This is a genomic window from Desulfuromonas versatilis, from assembly GCF_019704135.1.
In the GTDB taxonomy this organism is placed as follows: domain Bacteria; phylum Desulfobacterota; class Desulfuromonadia; order Desulfuromonadales; family NIT-T3; genus Desulfuromonas_A; species Desulfuromonas_A versatilis.
In genome coordinates this window covers 88,542-106,325 of the sequence record NZ_AP024355.1, presented here as the reverse complement: position 1 = coordinate 106,325, position 17,784 = coordinate 88,542, and the positions used below count along the sequence as shown (strand labels likewise).

At 64.9% G+C, this 17,784-nt stretch carries 11 protein-coding genes; 2 read left to right on the top strand and 9 right to left on the bottom strand.

Annotation, left to right across the window (positions count from 1 at the left end; translation table 11 throughout):
• Positions 1–2: 2 nt before the first annotated feature.
• From tssC to DESUT3_RS00400, 9 genes are all read right to left on the bottom strand, one after another.
• On the bottom strand, positions 3–1,535 hold the full coding sequence (gene tssC, locus DESUT3_RS00440; RefSeq protein ID WP_221250502.1) for a type VI secretion system contractile sheath large subunit: 1,533 nt from the start codon (positions 1,533–1,535) through the stop codon (positions 3–5).
• Between the two features lie 214 nt (positions 1,536–1,749).
• The gene (tssB, locus tag DESUT3_RS00435; RefSeq protein ID WP_221250501.1) at positions 1,750–2,259 is read right to left on the bottom strand and encodes a type VI secretion system contractile sheath small subunit; all 510 of its coding nucleotides are present in this window, start codon (positions 2,257–2,259) and stop codon (positions 1,750–1,752) included.
• A gap of 53 nt (positions 2,260–2,312) precedes the next feature.
• On the bottom strand, positions 2,313–3,884 hold the full coding sequence (gene tssA / locus DESUT3_RS00430) for a type VI secretion system protein TssA (RefSeq protein ID WP_221250500.1): 1,572 nt from the start codon (positions 3,882–3,884) through the stop codon (positions 2,313–2,315).
• Positions 3,881–4,900, bottom strand: a complete 1,020-nt coding sequence (gene tagF / locus DESUT3_RS00425) for a type VI secretion system-associated protein TagF (RefSeq protein WP_221250499.1) — start codon at positions 4,898–4,900, stop codon at positions 3,881–3,883. Before tagF ends, tssA begins: the two co-directional genes overlap by 4 nt.
• Before the next feature lie 44 nt (positions 4,901–4,944).
• Positions 4,945–8,616, bottom strand: a complete 3,672-nt coding sequence (gene tssM, locus DESUT3_RS00420; protein ID WP_221250498.1) for a type VI secretion system membrane subunit TssM — start codon at positions 8,614–8,616, stop codon at positions 4,945–4,947.
• Positions 8,613–9,398, bottom strand: a complete 786-nt coding sequence (icmH, locus tag DESUT3_RS00415) for a type IVB secretion system protein IcmH/DotU (RefSeq protein ID WP_221250497.1) — start codon at positions 9,396–9,398, stop codon at positions 8,613–8,615. Before icmH ends, tssM begins: the two co-directional genes overlap by 4 nt.
• Positions 9,399–9,404: 6 nt before the next feature.
• Complete coding sequence (tssK, locus tag DESUT3_RS00410; RefSeq protein ID WP_221250496.1) at positions 9,405–10,742, bottom strand: type VI secretion system baseplate subunit TssK; 1,338 nt, start codon at positions 10,740–10,742, stop codon at positions 9,405–9,407.
• 26 nt (positions 10,743–10,768) lie between these two features.
• Positions 10,769–11,233 (bottom strand): type VI secretion system lipoprotein TssJ, encoded by a 465-nt coding sequence (gene tssJ / locus DESUT3_RS00405; RefSeq protein ID WP_221250495.1) that lies wholly within the window; start codon positions 11,231–11,233, stop codon positions 10,769–10,771.
• Entirely contained in the window at positions 11,230–11,847 is a 618-nt protein-coding gene (locus DESUT3_RS00400; RefSeq protein ID WP_221250494.1) for a type VI secretion system-associated FHA domain protein, read from the bottom strand. The genes tssJ and DESUT3_RS00400 overlap by 4 nt, the downstream gene beginning before the upstream one ends.
• Before the next feature lie 343 nt (positions 11,848–12,190).
• On the opposite strand from DESUT3_RS00400, the gene DESUT3_RS00395 reads away from it, so the two are divergent.
• Both DESUT3_RS00395 and DESUT3_RS00390 read left to right on the top strand, forming a co-directional pair.
• The gene (locus DESUT3_RS00395; RefSeq protein WP_221250493.1) at positions 12,191–14,641 is read left to right on the top strand and encodes an ATP-binding protein; all 2,451 of its coding nucleotides are present in this window, start codon (positions 12,191–12,193) and stop codon (positions 14,639–14,641) included.
• Between the two features lie 30 nt (positions 14,642–14,671).
• Entirely contained in the window at positions 14,672–17,761 is a 3,090-nt protein-coding gene (locus DESUT3_RS00390) for an LVIVD repeat-containing protein (RefSeq protein ID WP_221250492.1), read from the top strand.
• Positions 17,762–17,784: the final 23 nt, after the last annotated feature.

Genomic DNA, 17,784 nt, shown 5'->3' with positions numbered 1-17,784 from the left:
ATTCAGCCTTCAGCACGGGGCATCTGCGCCACCAGGTTGAGGCGCACGTCGACCCCCTCGACCTGGAAATGCGGCACGATGTAGAGCGAAACGCTGAAATAGCCGGGATTCTCGGGGATCTCCTGGACGATGACCTGACCGTCCTTGAGCGGGTGGGTGGCGATCAGCTCCGGCTCGGGATCCTTCATCTTGGTCACCAGGGTCTGCAGCCAGTCGTTGAGCTCGTTCTCCAGCACCTGGCGGCTCTTGGTGGTGCCGATGCTCTCGCGCTGCAGCACCTTGAGGTAGTGGGCGATGCGCGAAACCAGGAAGATGTAGGGAAGCCGCGAGTTGATGCGGCTGTTGGCGGTCGCCTCGGGGGTCGAGTACTCGGCCGGCCTCTGCACCGAGTTGGCCGAGAAGAAACAGGCGAAGTCGCTGTTCTTGTAGTAGCTCAAGGGGATGAAGCCGAGGTTGGCCATCTCCAGTTCGCGGGTTTCGGAGATCAGCATCTCGGTGGGGATCTTGTTCTGCAGCCCCTTGCCGGCGTCGTACTGGTGCAGCGGCAGGTTCTCGACCTTGCCACCGGCCTCGGGCCCGCGGATGTTCACCGCCCAGCCGTGCTTGGCGAAGCTGCGGGCGATGTTGGCGGCGAAGGCGAACACCGGGTTGCCGAACAAGTAGTTCTCGTGCCCCTCGGCGCTGACCGACTCCTCGTAGTTGAAGGTGCGCACCGGGCTGCTCTCGCGGCCGTAGGGAAGGCGCATCAGAAAGCGCGGGGTGAGCAGGCCGACGTAGCGGGCGTCCTCGGACTCGCGGAAACTGCGCCAGCGGGCGTACTCGGCCTTCTCCATGTAGTTGGCCAGGTCGTTGATCTTGGGCAGTTCGTCGATATTCTCCTTGCCGAAAAAGCGCGCTCCGGCCGAGGCGAGAAACGGGCAGTGGGCGCTGGCCGAAACCCGCGACAGCTCGGAGAGCAGGGCGATGTCGGGAGCGGAGGCGTCGAACTCGTAGTTGGCGACGATCGCCGAGATCGGCTGGCCGCCGGGGGTATCGTATTCGTTGACGTAGACGTGCTTGTAAAGGCCGGTCTGCACCGTTTCCGGGGCTTCTTCAAAGTCGTCCTGGAGGTCGTCCTTGCTGCAGTCGAGCAGCTCCACCTTGGTGTTGGAGCGGAAGTCGCAGCGGTCGACCAGAAACTTGAGCCCCCGCCAGGCCGATTCGACCTGCTGGAATTTCTCGTGGTGCAGCACCGCGTCGAGCTGGGCGCTGATCATGCCGTCGATCTGGGCGATGTAGCTGTCGAGCAGAGCCTTGTCAATGCGCTCGATCTGCGAGCGGTTGCGGGTCGCCAGGTCGATGAACACCCGGATGCCGGCGGTCAGGCGCTTCTCGGGGGAAATCTCGGCCATCCGCCCCGAGTCGGCGAAGCTGTTGAGTTCCACATTCTCGGCCAGCGGCTGGATATCGACCAGCGCGCAGAGCCGCTCGTAGATGCTCGCTTCGGCTTCTTCCACGGTGACCGGCGCCGTTTTTACACTCTCTTGAATTGCCATCGTTTTTTCTCCCAACTGCAAATGAAAAAACCCTAAAGACTACAATCGGCCACGGATAAGATCGGATAAAATCTGATAAATCACTGTCACTTGCCTTCTTCAGAGACTGACTGCCTGGATTTTGACCTGAATTATCTAGGTTTTAAAAATCAGACTTGATCAGATTTGATCCGTGGCCAATTGCCTTTTCCTTGGATTATTAGGCTTCTCCCGATCAACTCTCATCCGCCGAACTGGCGGCGACGACCCTTTCCAGCTCCTGGCGCAGCCCTTCGAGCTCCGGCTGGCTGTTGACGATCTTCTCCAGCTCCTTGCGGAACTTGGCGTTGTCGAGCAGGTTGGACTTGAGGTCCTTGAGCAGGTTGCGCATGGCCATCAGGCTGTGCAGCTCGGGGATCTTCTGCGCCACCTGCTCGGGGTGGAAGGAGTTCATGGAGTCGAACTGCAGCTCCACGTCCAGTTCGCTGCCGTCGCCCTTGAGCAGGTCGGGGACCTGGTAGCGCACCTTGGGCGACATCTCCCCGAGCACCGACTCGAAGTTGTTCTTGTTGATCTCGATCCGCTCGCGCTCCGCGACCCGGCCGGTGGTCTTGCCGTTGCTGAAGTCGCCCATCACCAGCATCTTGAGGGGCAACTCGAGCTTTTTCTTGGCCCCGCCGGTCTCCACATCGAGGGCGATGTTGATGCGCGCCTTGGGGATTTCCTTTTGAAAACTGTCAGCCATGATCGTCTCCTTTGTCGGCCGGAATCGGGTTGATGGGCAATCTTTGCAAGAATTCAGTCCCGCAGCAGGCGGGCCGCCGCTTCGGGGTCGGTGCGGCAGATGCGGGCCCTGAGGGCGGCGAGGCGCTCGGTCAGCTGCTCCTTGCCGCCGCCGGCGGCTTTCTGCAGCAAACTCTGCAGAGTTTCAAGGAGCAGTCCCCAGATCTGTTGGACCAGGGCCGGCTCCCAGTGGTAGAGGGATTGGGAGGCAACGGCGACTTCCAGTTCATCGAGCAGGGGCAGGGCGATCTCGGGGCGGCCGGCCTCGAAGCAGAGGCGGGCCGAGGCGAGGCGCAGACAGAGGCGCTGCTTCTCGCCGGGGACCGGGCAGGTTTTGAGCAGGCCCAGGGCCGCCGGCAGCTTTTTTTGCGAAACCAGGTCCCTGGCAGCCTCGAGCAGCGCCAGGAGATCGAGTTCCCAGTCTTCCCGGCCCTGGGCCTGGGGCAGTGGAGCGGACGCGGCAGAAGCAGGCTCGAGCAGGCCGCGGGTCTGGCCGTCGGCGAAGGGTTCGCCGGTTTCGAAATACAGCCCGGGCAGCTCCGGCAGGCGCTGCACCAGGGCAGCGGCCTGGGCGACGATGAATTCGGCCAGCTCGGTGCGCCCCATGCCCCGAGCCGCCGCGGCGGCGTGCCGCTGCAGATCCAGGCAGAGATGCCCCCCGGGTTCGAGAAACAGGTTCTCGCAGAGGCGGAAGGCGGCATCGTACTCCCCGCCCTGCTGCAGCTGGCTCAGTTCGTTGAGGCCGCTGCGCCGCGGTGCGGGAGCCCGGGTGTGCCCCTGCTGGTGCGGGGGCAGCACCAGCGCACCCCAGCGCAGGGCTCGCGCGTAGGCCGCCGCCTGCAGATATTCCTTGCGCTGCAGCAGGTAGTCGCGGATCGCCCGGGTGGCCTGGGTCAGCTCCCGCTCGGAGCCGACCGCCGCAACGGGGAGTGCAGATTCGGCTGGTCGGGCAGGGGACACCGGGGCCGGGGCCGGCCCGGATGCGCGCTGGGGCTCCGTTTGCCCAGGGGGCTCGGGCGAAGCGGAAGGAGCGCCCCCGAGTCGGGTCTTGAGCCATTTGTCGAGCCCGCTCCAGAGCGGCGCCGACTCGCCCAGGGCCGCTTGCGACGCCTGATTGATGGTGTCGATAAGCTGGCGCAACTCCAGCAGCTGAGCACGGCTGGCCTCCCCGGCATGCTGGCGGGCGAAGCTCTCCAGCCTGGGGTTGTTGAGCCACTGCAGGGCGGCGATGCGGCCGCCCGGTTTTTTCGGAAAGCAGTCGTCGCCGAAATCCTCCCAGACGATGCGATAGGCGCGGGCGGCCTCGAGCAGCCCTGCGGCCCCCTCGGTGTACAGTGCAGCCAGCAGCAGGTACCCGGCCACCCGCAGATCCTTGCTCTGTTCGGCAAGCACCTGCCGGCACAGAGCGGCCACCCGGGGGTAATCGTTCCCCTGCAGCTTGTCGATCTCCTGCTTGATGAGGGCAAAGGCGTCGCCGTAGCGCGAATCCTCGCCGCAGGGGTCGGCGCCCGGAAGGGGCGCGCCAAGGGTTGCCAGCCAAACCGGGAAGGGAGCCTGGAGCGGGGTTGCCGCCGCCGTCTGGCTCATGAGAGCACCTCCCGGCGCCCGGCCTTGTAGAGCACTTCGAGCATCGGCACCTCATCGCGGGCCAGCAGCCGTTCCAGCTCGCCGCCGCAGCGGATTTCCGCGGCCCGGGCAAGCTCCCGGGAAGTATCGAAAATCGAGCCGTCGTCGAGTTGCGGATTGAGCAGCTGCAGCAGAAATGAGCCCGGCATGGACTTGAAAAACACGGTCAGGCCGGCCGGCCGGCCAGCCTCGCCCCGACACCAGAAATAGTGGGCCCGCCAGGAGCGATCTTCCAGGATCGATTCGATGACCTGCATCCAGAACACCACCGCGGGCCGCTGATCCCCCTCGCCGGGTATCGGCAGGCGGATCCCCCAGTTGGTGCGGGTGGGGCCGCGGCGCACCACCGTTTTCAAGGCACTGAACAGGGTGTTGAACAACTGCTGGCGAGCGGCGGCGTCCGCCCCGGGGAGGGCCGCCGCCCAGAACTGGCCCATGGTGGCCTGCTCCAGCAAGCCGATCTGCCCCTCGAGCAGGTGGCGGCGGGTCAGGCCCGTATCCCGGCGGCCGAGGCAGTCGACCCGGCTGGTCAGCACACCCAGGGGTTCGCTGGTCCAGTGTTCAGCGCACAGCCCCTCGGCGCTGCGGAAAAAATCCCCGAACACCAACGGCAGAACGGCCTGCATCTCGCGGAAAAGGGGGTCTTCGGCTACCGCACAGACGGTAAATGGATAATGGCGGCCGCTGCGGTCCCGGCTCGCCACCAGCGTCCCCACCAGGGTCCGTTCATGGTCGCCGCCGACCTGGGCAAAATGGAAGCGCGAAAAGTTCCGGTAATTTTCAGGCCACCCGCCGGAATGTTTGCGGGTGATCAGCCCGACACCTTCCTGGACCCATTTTTCGAAGCCGAGCATCTCCCGCGCGTTGAGGTTGTGACGAATGAAATCGGAATGGATCGGCAGCTTGCCGAAACAGCCGAACTGGTCGGGCAGCCTGGGAGCCTGGGCCCTGGTAGTTTTCGCAAAAAAACCGAACATGGTATGGCAAGGTTCTCCGTTTGGGCGGCGCTTCGCACCCCGGACTAGAAGATGGTCTCCGGTACCCGGAAATCGCTGAACAGCCCCTGGCTGAAGACGTTGTTTTCCCGGTCCGCCTTGATCCTGAACTGCACCTGGATCGGCTCCTGGCCAGCGTCCTGCAGCTCCCAGACGCTGAGATACTGGGCTCCCTCCTCGGCGGAGACCCGGGCTTTGTCGAGGATGTGGAAAAGGCCCCAGACTCCCTCGAAATCGAGCGCCGCCTTGGCGCCGCCGCGCCCGTTGATGCCGTAGACCCGGGCGCCGAGTTTCTCCGCACTGCCCGGCCAGCGAAACACCCGCCACTCCTGGGGCTCGTTGCGGTAGCGGTACATCTGGCCGTTGGCCTCGAAATACATCTCGCTCAGCCCCCGGGTCGGCAGTGGATAGACCGAAAAGCGGATATCCGGTTCGTCGTTGCCGCGGCGGAACAGGCTGCCGCTGATGCTGCGGGCATGGGAGAGGGACATCAGCAGGCCCGGCTCAAAACCCGGACCGAGATCCAGCCAGGTTTTCTGGCTCCAGCTGTGGCGTCCCTCGGTGATGAAGGGCGCTAGCTGGTTGTGCACGAAGGACCAGAAGACCCCGTCGCCGGGGCGGAAGAAATCCGAGACGTCGGCCAGGGCGGCGTCGGGCCCCTGCGGGTCGAAGGGGAACTTGCCCTGCAGTTTGCCGCCAAAGCTCGCCAGCACCGAGGCTCTCCATTCGCGCTGCAGGTCCTTGCGGGCCTCGGCCAGAATCACCCGCCAGACGTTCTGGATCGGAGCGATCAGCATCCGCGAGGCGATCCGACGGGTACGGGCCTCGATGCCGTTGAGCAGGCTCGAGGTGGAAACCCAGCTCTTGTAAAGTTCCGAATTGGCCCCCCCACCGGTAAGGATGGTGGCCGAATAAAGCTTGGCCTGGCGCTGGACGTCGACCGCGGCGGAGAGCCGCTCCAGTTCGCCCTGCATCGTGGAGACGGCCAGCAGGTACTGGTTGATGAGCAGGCTGACGGTCATCTTGTCCGCCGGGTCGGTGAACTTGCGCAGGTCGCGCAGGGGCGCGTCAAGCTCCCTGACCAGGCTGACCTGCGGTTGGTTCTCTCCCCCCGCAATACCCTGGGTCGACGCCTCGAGTGAGGCAACCTTGAGCGGATCGCTCAGGTTGATGTTCCTGGAGACCACGCGGAGCAGTTCGCCAAACGGCCCGTCGCCGCGGGCGATGATCAACATTTTCTTGGCGGCATCTTCCAGGGAATCGAAACGGCTGATGCGCACCGACTCGAGCAGCCGGAACCAGGCATCGGCATAATCGGCGAAATAGAGGCGGCGCACCTCCCCGGTAAGACGCCGGGCCAGTTCGCCGTCGATGGTCCCTTCCTCGGCTTCCGCCTCGGCTTCGCCGGAGCTCTCCGCCGCGGCCTCCGCTTCGCCTTTCCGAGCCGGGTCCGCTCCGGCCAGCTCGCCCCGGTAGGAGCCGATCACCCAATCGCCGCGGCTGGCCGAGGCGACCGCCTTTTCCAGCTCCGGCTGGATGAACTCGCGCCACCCCTTCTCGGTATAGGCCCCCGGCAGCAGGTAATCGCTGGTCAACACCCCAAAGGAGTACCCCTTGATCAGCTCCTCCAGTTTCTGGTCTTTCAGGGAAAGCTTCGCCTTGCTCAGCAGCTGGGCATAAAGACGTTCGGCGTTGGGTGGGGTACGCAGCTGCTTGCGGGCCTTCTCGACAATCGCCTGGCGGGTCTGCCAGGCGGCCATGGCCAACGGCTCGGACGGCTCCAGCCGCAGGTGGTTCAGGTACAGGCGCACCAGCGCCTCGAAATGCGCCTCCTGCTCCGCCCCAAAGCCCTTCTCGGGTTCGCCGCGCTGGATCTGCTCCTTCCAGAGCCCGACCAGCACCGGCAGGGCGAAGGGTTCCTCGAGCCGCCGCGGGTCGGCCAGCATCAGATAGACCTTGAGCGCCTGGTAGTAGGGATCGCGGATGTTTTCCTGTCCCTGGTCATCGGAGGCTTCCCACTGGCGGGCGTAATTTTCCAGACGGTATTCCAGGGCGGTCCGCATCGGGCGGAAGCAGGCCTGTTCCATGGAACTCAGCAGGGTGGTCAGGGCGGGGGCGATCTGCTTGTCCCCGTGGTAAACGCCGAGCATCAGGTGCCAGGGCAGCCGGCGTTCGTAGTCGAGCAGCTTCTGGTGGTGATCGTAAACCCCGCTCAGGCCTTCGAAAACCTGCAGCGCCGAAGGGTCCTCGGCGACCACCGCCGTGCGCAGATCGGCCACCCGGCCGGAGCCCTGGTTGATCAGCAGGGTGTTGCTGGTCAGCGAGGTGCTCAGCAGCAGCACGCTGGCGCCGATAACCGCCAGGCAGGCGCTGACCCAGGCGCTTTTCAGCCAGCGATGCACCACCTCGCTGCGCCGGTTGCGGGAAACCCCCAGGGCATTGGGGAATATGACCTCCTGGAACAGCTTCTTGATGAAATAGCTTTTCGGCGTGCCTGCATCGCGGGGAACCTCGTCCTCGACGAACCCGAAAGCCTGGCGCAGGTTGCCGAGAATGCGCTGGATCGGGGTCCCCTCCTGGGTGGCGCTGGTGAAGTAGACGCCGCAGAACCTTGGGGTTTCCTGGTAGGGGTTGCGCTGCACCAGCAGGTTGACGAATTCGATGAGCTTGTCGGAGGCCGCCCGGAACTGGGCGGCAAAATCGAAAATCTCGCTCTTGGCCTCGAAGCGGCGCTGCATGGAGAGCTTGCGCAGGCGCAGCTCGCACAGCCGCTGATAGAGCAGCCGCATCTTCTCCTCGAAGGCTTCGGCCAACTCCTGGTCGGCGGAGCGGCCGGCCAGCCAGGCCCCCCAGACCTGGTTGCGGTCATTGTCGCCGAGATCGGCGAAAAACGACTCGAAACCATGCAGCAGATCGCACTTGGTGAGCACCAGATAGATGGGGAAGACGCAGCCGAGCCGGGTCGTCAGCTCGTCGATGCGATCGCGGATGATCTTCACGTGCCACTCCAGCCCCCCCTCGTCGGCCGTCAGCAGGTCGGCCAGGCTGACCGCAACCAGCACCCCGTTGAGCGGGATGCGCGAGCGGTGCTTCTTGAGCATGGCAAGAAAGGCACTCCACTCCTCCTGATCGTCCTCCTCGGTGGTGTAGCGGCCGGCGGTATCGAGCAGCACCGCCTCGTTGGAAAACCACCAATCGCAGTTGCGCGTCCCCCCGAACCCCTTGATGTCGATATCATTCCCCTGGGCGTAGGGAAAATGCAGCCCCGAGTTGCGCAGCAGGGTCGTCTTGCCGGCAGCCGAAGGGCCGATGATCATGAACCAGGGAAGGGCGTAAAGTGCAGCATTGCCGCGGTAGCCCACTCCCAGTTCGGAGGATTTCAGCGAGGCGATCGCCTCGTCCATCTTGGTGCGCAGCTCCTCGATCTCCAGCTGGCGCCCCATCCCCTTTTCATCGTGGGACTGCAGCTCCTTCTTGAAACGGTCGGCCCGGCGGCGCACCAGCAGCAGCTTGACCAGCCACCAGCCCAGGGCAAACAGCAGAATGCCCCCCATCACCATGAGGCGCAGCCGCTCGCCGTCCAGTCCGACATGGGGGCCCGCCCACCAGACCAGGGAAAGCAACAGCAACAGCCCGACGAACCGGCTGCCCGAGCGGCCGAGCAGATACGCCTGAAGGAAGATCAGTATCTTGTTCATTTGGTTGGCACCTTATCCTGCAACTGGGTCGGCGCTTCATTGACCGGCTCCGGGGCCGGGGCCCGATTTTTGAGCACGCCGAGCATGGCAGCCTGGTCGGTCTGGATCGAGACGACGCTGCGCTCGGCCAGCTTGTTGACCGTCACCGAATAGCCGAGGAAAGTGAAAAAGACCACCGCCACCGTGACCACGGTGACCACCCAGTAGGGGACCTCGCGGCGGACCCTGGTCATCAGCGGCACCAGGGGGACACCTGCGGGCGACAGGGTGGGGTTCACCACCCCCCGATAGCCTTCGATCTGGGCGCGCAGATCGACCTGCAGCGCCATCAACTGCTCCAGGCCGCGCAGCTTGTAGATCCCCTCGAAACCCAGCTGCAGGCAGGCGTAAAAAAGCTCCAGCAGCTCCAGGTTGGCCTCTCCGCCCTGACGAAGGTTGGTCAGGCGCTCGAAAAACCCCTCCCCGGCCAAGTGGTCGCCGAACAGCTCCATCTGCAGGGGGCGACTCATCCACTGCAGCCGGCCGGGCCAGCTGGAGCTGAGTACCGCCTCGTCGATGCAGGCCGCCAGGGCATACTTGGCGTCCTTGAGCACCACCATGCCGATCTGCCGCTCGAAGGCCATCCGCTCCATGATGTCGAAGCCGGAGAGGACTTTTTCCCGGTAGTCGGCATCCAGACCGGCGCCCCGGTCTCCCCTCTTGAAAACCGCGATCAGGGAGAAGATGGTTTCGCTGCATTCCAGCAGCGGGTTGATACGCGTTTTTTCCGCCCCGTTGTCCATGCTCAGCTACTCCTGCACGGTGACCAGTTCGATGTCTGCGGCCGAGAAATGCCGGGGCAGGAACAGCGCCAGGCTCCCCTCCTCGAGAACCTTGCCCCAGAAATCCCCCCTCGGTTCGATGCGGAAATACTCGCAGCCGCTTTTGACCGAAAGCTTGTTCGGCGGGCGCTGGGTGTGCACGATGCGCACCCCGGGCAGGGCCGAAGCCACCGTCAACTCGATGGTGCCCCGCGAGGCGACCTTGATCTGGCGGGTGAAATCGGTGATCCAGAGCGGATCCTCTGCCTCGAACAGCACCTCCAGGAAGAGGCTGGCACCCTGCAGGATCTGCGAGTCGAGCCCCGTCACCGAAAGCAGCGCCTCGCTCTCCCGGGTCAACCTGAGCGCGGCACTGGGGGCGGTGGTGGAAAAGTTGATCAGGTTGCCCAGCAGGCGCTCGAAACTCTGGAATACCCCGGTGAGTTCGCCATGCTGGTAGCGTGGCAGGGCGCTGACCTCCAACTCTGGGCTGAAGGCGCACAGCCCGCCGACCAGTTGGCAGAACAGCCGATACAGAGGTTCGGGACCGAGATCCGGATGCTGCTGGAAATGCAGCAATTGCGGATAGGCGGAATTCAGGCTGTGCAGCAGCAGGATCTGGGCAGGGTCGGTGCGGGCGAATTCGCCGGGGCCGCCGCCGAATTGGCCGCGGCGGTCGTTGAGGGTGCGCAGCCGCGCCCCGATCCCCTCGATCACCCGCCCGAGCAGCCCCTTGAGGTAGACCGAGGCACCGAGCCGGGCAACCGGAGGGATGAACTCCCGAACCAGGCGGTAGCCGCCGTCGCCCTCGTTGACCACCCGGGCGATCTTGATGCAGACAAACTGCTCCAGGCAATCCCGGTCGGTGAGCAGGGCCAGGTTCGGGCGGGCCAGCAGCACCTCCCGTTCCCGATCGTTGTCATATTCGTCGCCCAGCTGCCGGTAGTCCGCCTGCCAGCCGCAGAGCTGGCTCCGGTCGGGGTAACCCGACACGCCCTTTACCCTGGCATTGGCCGGCAGCGCCAGGAATACCTCGGCGGTTTCCCCGCCGCCGCAACGCAGCTCGCAGGCCAGCGGCTCATCCCGGGAGGCATCGAAGCTGACCAAGCGGCCATCGGGAAAGATCGCACTGCACTCCTGCAGGCGGAAGTTGCCGTTGGCCATGGCCTTGTCGTCGATGCCCAGCGACAGCAGCCCCCAGGAAAAAGGGCTCTGGACCCGACTGCGCACCAGCTGGCTGCGTTCCTGATAGCGGTCCCAGGCCTGAAAATGCTGCTGGCCCAGAAACATCCCCTCGGCCCAGATAACCTTATTCAATTCACCCATGCTTGCTTGTCCCCGACCGGCTGCAATCAATCGACAAATTCTACGCTGTTGCCCTTGAGATTTACGGTTACCTTGCTGGAGAAACGTTTCTTGAAAAACCCATCCGCCACCGGCCGGACATCCCGCCAGGCCTCCTTTTCCGGCTTTCGGAAGACCGCCATCACGGCAATGTAGCGTGCCTGGTCATGACGAAGGTACTCCAGGCGCTCCTGGGAGGCCGGGTTCAGGGTCAGGGTTTCCTTGGTCAGCAGGCTGTCGCCGAGGGTCATCAGGTCCTTCTTCCACAGCTCCTCGAAGCTGGCCTTGCTGAAGGGCTGAGCGTCGGAAAGCTGGTAGATGTTGACCATGACCGGCAAGGGCTCGTCAAAATCATTGAGATTCAGATTTGCGGTGCTGGACAGACCCATCTTGACCTGGGGAGGCGAACAACCCGCGGCCAGGCAAAGCAGGACCAGCAACCAGAAGCAGCAGCTCAAGTTCCGGAATTTCATGATGAAGAACCTCCTTGGACACACCCCGTGGCAGGGTTGGCAGCGGCCCGGCTTTGCTCACGGGCCTTGACATAGCCATTGAGAAAACCTTCCAGGATCAGTTTCTGATGGCGCAGGTGGGGGTTGCCGGCAAATTCGGCATGCAGCCTGCGGAAACGGCGCCACGCCAGGGGCCGCAATCCCAGAACCCCTGGCGAGGCTTGTTCGATCCGCTCGGGACTGAGTTGGCGCAACACCTCGTCGGCTACCCCCTCCAGGGCTTCCATCAGGGCCAGTTGGTGCTGCAGAAGGTCTTCGAGCAGAACCTGCAGGTGCTCGGCCCCATCCTCGGCCCCGGTCAGCCACTCCCGCAGCACCTCTTCGGGCTTGCGGTTTTTGAAGGATTCGTACCCATCCCCAAAAACCCTGCCGTAAGCCAACCCGAGTTCCTCGGCAAAGCAGCGTTGCCCTTCCACCAGGCGGGCCAGGCCGCCCACCAGGTTTTTTGCAGTCACTCCCGACATGATGCGGACTTTTGCAGCCGGCGGGTTCTGCCCATTGCGGCATTCCACCGCACCCGGTTCCGGAGTCTCTTTCGCCCCCCGCCGGGAGGCACGCCCCTGAGGCTTTTTCATTGCGGAATCCTCAACATGATTTACGCAGCGCGGCGCCTCCCGGAAAACATTAATTTTTTTTCCACAAAAAATTTGAATTTAAGTACAAACTAAAGGGTGGTTTAATAGCACGCATTAATTTTGCCTGTCAAACCAAAAAGCCCTCACATGAATTTTTTTTCGCGAGCACTTACGTCAGCCAAGTGCTGCCCCCAAAAGGACCGTCGCCGTTTTTTCAATGTCGGTAAAAAATAGCTTCCAAAGCTGCCTGCGAACTGATAAGATTCCGCTAATTCTGGCTTTTGCTGGATTTTAATACCAAGGATCAGGTTTCAGCGACCGAGCCGCCGGGGGGGGATTAACGATGCGCCCGTTTCGGGATGCTTCCATAGCCAGCAAACTGACCGCGCTGATGATGGTGGTCGGTTGCCTGGTGCTGCAGCTCGCCACGGCCGCCTTCGTCGCTACCGAAGTCATCTCCTATCGCCAGGCCACCCTGGACAAGGTCACCAGCCTGGCCGACATACTCGCCTCCAGCAACCGACTGGCCCTGCTCTTCAACGACAAGAAATCCGCCCACGAAACCCTCGCCTCCCTGGCCGCGGAGCCGCAGGTGCAGATGGCCTACCTGCTCGACCGCAATAAGGCTCCCTTCGCCCAGTTCGTCAACGAGAGAAACCCCGAGATCGCGGAGGGAAAGGGCGCCGCACAGCTGATCTGCGACTCCCTGGAGGAGCCGATGGAGGAGGGGCGGCCGGCCCATTGCTTCACCTTTGAGCATCTGGCCCTGCTGCGCCCGGTCATGGTGGACGGCGAGCAGATCGGGATGGTGTTCCTGCAGAGCGGCCTCGGCGACCTGCGCCAGCGCCTGCTGGGGATCGCCGCGACAGTCCTGGCGGTCCTCGGCATTCTCGTGCAGCTCGCCTACCTGCTCTCGGCCCGTCTGCAGCGGCTGTTTTCCGGGCCGATCCTCAAGCTGGTCGGGCTGATGCAGCGGGTCTCGCGGGAGAAGGACTTTTCGCTGCGGGCCGAGCGGGAAACCGGGGACGAGGTGGGCACGCTCATCGACGGCTTCAACCGGATGCTGGGCGAAATCGAGCTGCGCGACCGGCAGCTGGAGGACCACCGCCTGAAACTGGAGGACCAGGTCCAGCACCGGACCGCCGAGCTGCGCCACACCAACCGCCGCCTGCAGCTGACGATTGCCGAGCTCGAAGCAGCCAAGAACGCCGCCGACGCCGCCAATCAGGCCAAATCCCAGTTCCTCGCCAACATGAGCCATGAAATCCGCACACCGATGATCGGCGTGCTCGGCATGACCGACCTGCTGCTCAAGACCCGTCTCGGCGCCTCCCAGCGCGAGTTGGCCGAAACCGTGCACCGCTCCGGCGAGGCTCTGCTGGAAATCCTCAACGACATTCTCGATTTCTCCAAGATAGAGGCGGGCAGGATCGAGCTGGAGCACGTCGACTTCGATCTGCGGGAACTCCTCGAGGAGGTGGCCGCCCTGCTCGCCGAAAAGGCCTTCGCCAAGGGGCTGGAGCTGGTCTGCCAGATTCCGGCCGACCTGCCGCTGGCGCTGCGGGGCGACCCCGGGCGACTGCGGCAGATCCTGCTCAACCTGGTCGGCAACGCCGTCAAGTTCACCGAGAGCGGCGAGGTACTGCTGCGGGCCGAAGCGGAGGAGGAGGCCGGAGAGACCCTGTGGTTACGGCTGGAGGTGCAGGACACGGGGATCGGCATCGCCCCGGAAGCCCAGGAGGGGATTTTCGATTCCTTTACCCAGGCGGACAACTCCACCACCCGGCGCTTCGGGGGGACCGGCCTGGGTCTGTCCATCGTCAAGCAACTGGCGGAGATGATGGGCGGGGAGGTCAGCGTGGAGAGCGCGGCGGGCGCGGGCTCCACCTTCCGGCTCAGGCTGCCGATGGAAATGCAGCCCGCCAAAGGGCCCGGTCAAATGCCGGCTGCCGCGGGACTGCAGGGCAAAAGCCTGCTGCTGGTCGGGAACCACGCGGCGACCCGCACCCAGCTGGAGGCGGACCTGGGCGCCCTCGGCCTGGTCGTCACCGGTGCCGCCGACCACAGCGAGGCCCTCGCCCAGCTGCGCCGGGCCGCCGACACCGGGCGCCCCTTTGCGCTGGTGCTGATCGACCAGGGCCTTTCCGAGGCCGGATCGAAGGCCGTCGTCGCTGAGATCCGGACCCTTTGGCCACGCGGAGAAACCCGCCTGGTGCAGCTCGCGCCGCAGGTGCATTGCTGCCGGGAGGAGGAGCTCTCCCGGCGGGGCTTTGTCGGCACCCTGCTCAAACCGGTGCGCAGTTCCCAGCTGGCGGCGAACCTCGAGGTCTTTTTGCGCGCCGCGGAGCCCGAAATCGGACCCCGCCCCGGGAAGAGTACGCCCAAACCGGTTCCCGCCGGCAACGCCCCCTGCATCCTGCTGGCCGAGGACAACCCCACCACCCAGCGGCTGATCCAGATCCTCCTGGAAGGCGCCGGATATCGGCTGGAAGTGGCCGCCAACGGCAGCCTCGCCACCCAGGCCGCGCTGCAGGGGGGGCACCAGCTGGTCCTGATGGACTGCACCATGCCGGTCATGGACGGCTTCGAGGCCACGCGGACCCTGCGCGCCGCCGGCTTCGCCGCTCCGATCATCGCCCTGACCGCCAGGGCGCAGCAGGAGGACATCCAGCGCTGCCGCGAGGCGGGGATGGACGATTTTCTGCGCAAACCCTTCAAGCAGAAGCAGCTACTGGAAACAATTGACAAATGGCTGAAGCACGGCCCCCGCCACCGGGCCGAAAAAGCCTGCTGATGGTTCGGCCCACAGGATAATCGCCCCGCCATGCACGATTCCCAAATCCAGGACAAAATTCCCCAACGGGGGCAAGGACGCCGCGGTCTGCTCTGGACGCTGGCGGCCTGCGCCATCCTGCTGGCCCTGAGCGCCGGGCTCTTCGCCCTGGCCAATCCGAGCCCGCCTCCCCCCCTGCGAGTCGACGACATTACCGCGGTCTCCACCCCCACCGGTTCTCTGAAAGAGCTGGTCCTCCATGGCTCGGGCTTCGACCGGACCACCCGGGTTTCCCTGGTCCCGGACACCCTGAACCGAAGGGCCCGGATCGGCGCCCTCGACACTCATTCAATGTTGGAGGACGTCACCGTGCGGGGGGATTTCGCCTACCTGGCGAATGCTTCCCGAGGGCTGGCGATAGCCGACATCACGGACCCGGCCTCGCCCCGGATCGTCGGCACCCTGGAGCTGCCGGGGAAGACCTGGTCCATCGCTCTGCAGGGGGACAGGGCCTACCTGGCCCTCATCAAGGGGGGGCTGGCCATCGTCGACATTTCCGCACCCGAAACGCCACGGCTGCTCGGGACCCTGCCCACCGACGGGGTGACCATGAACGTGGCCGTGCGGGGCGATCTGGCCTATCTGGCAACGGGAGGCGGCGGCCTGCAGGTGGTGAACGTCGCCGAGCCCGGCGAACCCCGGTTGGTGGGCAGCCTGCAAGTCCCGGGTTTCGCCTGGGATCTGGCCCTCATGGGCGACCTGGTCCTGGTCGCCGCGGGGCAGGGGGGGCTCCACCTGGTCGACGTCTCCAGCCCGCAGGACCCCCGGCCGGTTTCCCACCTGGCCGCCCATGGGCAAGTCCGCGAGGTGGCCCTGGCCGGCCAGATCGCCTACCTGGCGGCCAGCCAGGCCGGCCTGCAGGTCGTCGACCTGGCCGACCCCCTCCAGCCCCGGTTTCTCGGTTCGCTGGCGGTTGGCGAAAAAGCCACCCGGGTGGAGGTCAGCGGTGAGCGTCTCTACCTCGCGGCCCAAACGGGAGGTTTCTATCGCTTTGATCTGGAAGATCCCGCCCACCCCAGCCCGCTGGGGATGATTCAGAACGACCACCGGATTTTGGGTTTCACCGTCGCGGGGGATGAGATTTTTCTTGCCTGTGGAGAACAGGGACTGCAGGTACTCGGAGGACAGGAGGTCCTGGAACAAACCTCCCCAAATGAGGCGGAGGCCCGTGGAAATTTCCAACTGGTCCGTCTGGCCGAGGGGATTCTGGCTGTCGGGGAGAACCTTGGCGGCCTAAAGCTCTTCAATCTGGCCACCCCCGGGGAATTGCGACCTCTCGGCGAGGTTCAATCCTTGAACAGCCCGGATAGCCTGACCCTTGCGCCCCCCCTGGGCCTGACCGACAGGCAGTCCAGGCTTCTGCACCTGGAGGACCCGGACCGGCCGACCCTGGGAAAACGTCTCGACCGATTCGGACCGACGGAGGCGGCGGCCCTGCGCGGGCAGACGGCCTTCACCACGGGGAAATCCCGCCTGCTGCAGATCTTCGACCTGGCCGACCCGGCCGCGCCGCGCCCGCTCGGAAGCATCGATCAGGTGGCCAATCCCCTGGCCCTTGAACTGGCAGGGGACCTGGCGCTGGTAGCCGATTACGACCGGGGCCTGCTGATCAGCGATATCTCCTCCCTGGAAAGGCCGCAACTCCAGAAGGCCCTGGCCCTGCCCGGCCCGGCCAGGGACCTCGCCCTGCGGGGGGAGCTCGCCTTTGTCGCCACCGGGGAAAGGGGGGTCCAGGTTATCGATTTCAAGGACCCCCGCAGCCCCAGGCTGCTCGGCGGTGGGCCCGATGGGGTTTCTTGTGTGTATCTGGAGGTTGAGGATTCTCTGGTGTTCTGCCTCGGGGTGGAGGGAAGACAGGACCTGCTGACCATTCTGGATGCCTCCGACCCGGCCCGGTTGCAACTGAACCAGAAGTTTCCTATTCCTATTCCCTCTTCCAGGATCGCTACCCCCCATTCCAGGATCGTATCCGCCGAAAGCGGAGGCTACGTTTACCTGGGCGCTGCAGATAAACTGCTGGCCATCGAGATCGCTGAGCCAGGGAAGACCCGGATAGCCGGCACCCTGGAGCTTCCCACGCCGGTCCGTGACCTGGCGGTCACCGGCAATCGCCTCTACCTGGTGGGCAACAACTCAATCCTGGTGGCAGACATTTCCGATGCGGCCCGACCACGACTGGTCGGCGGCAGCCAGGCCCCGGGTTCGCTAACCGACTTGGTCATTTCCGGCCACCTGGCTTTTGCCTCGGATCCCGCTCAGGGGCTTTTTATTCTCGATATCGGCGATCCCGCCAGACCGGAAATCCTGGGGTCCCTGATTACCCCCGGTCAGGCTGCCGGCCTGGTGGCAGCCGAGAACCTGCTCTACCTGGCCGACGGCCCAGCGGGGCTGCAGGTCATCGACATCAACGACCGGGGTGCCCCCCGGCTCCTCACCACGGTGAAAACCCCAGGCGGGGCACGAGGCCTGGCCCTGGCGGGGGAGCATCTGCTCCTGGCCAGCGGCCGGGAAGGGCTGCAGGTTCTCAGCCTGGCCGACCCGCTGCACCCCAAACGGGTCGGCGGGCTTTCCCTCCCCTGGCCGTTGCGCAATTTCGCCCAGGTCCTCCATGTGGCGGTCCAGGGGGAATTCGCCTTCGCCGCCTGCGGGGAGGGGGGGCTGCAGGTCATCGACATCAGCCATCCGGGCCGCCCGCGGCTGGCCGGGTCGGTGGAGTTGCCCGGATGGTCGAAAAAGGTCGTGCTGAAGGGGCAGCTCGCCCTGGTCCCCGCGCTCCATCACGGGGTCCACGTCATCGACCTCAGCCACCCCGCCGAGCCGCAACTGATCGGGACCATCCACACCCAGGGGGTCGCTCATGACCTCCAGTTCGATGGCGACACCCTGATCATCGCCGACGGCTACGGAGGGCTAAAATTCGCCCAGCTTCCCCGCGAGATCCAGGCCCTGGCAGTGTCGAAGCCGGACCGGCTCACCCTGCCCTTGCCCGGGGACCTGCCCCCCGGCCAATATACCCTGCGGGTGTTCAACCGCACGGGGAGCGTCGAACTGCCGGGGCGGGTGACCATCCCCGCGCCCTGAGCCCAGCGCCGGACGACAGGCTC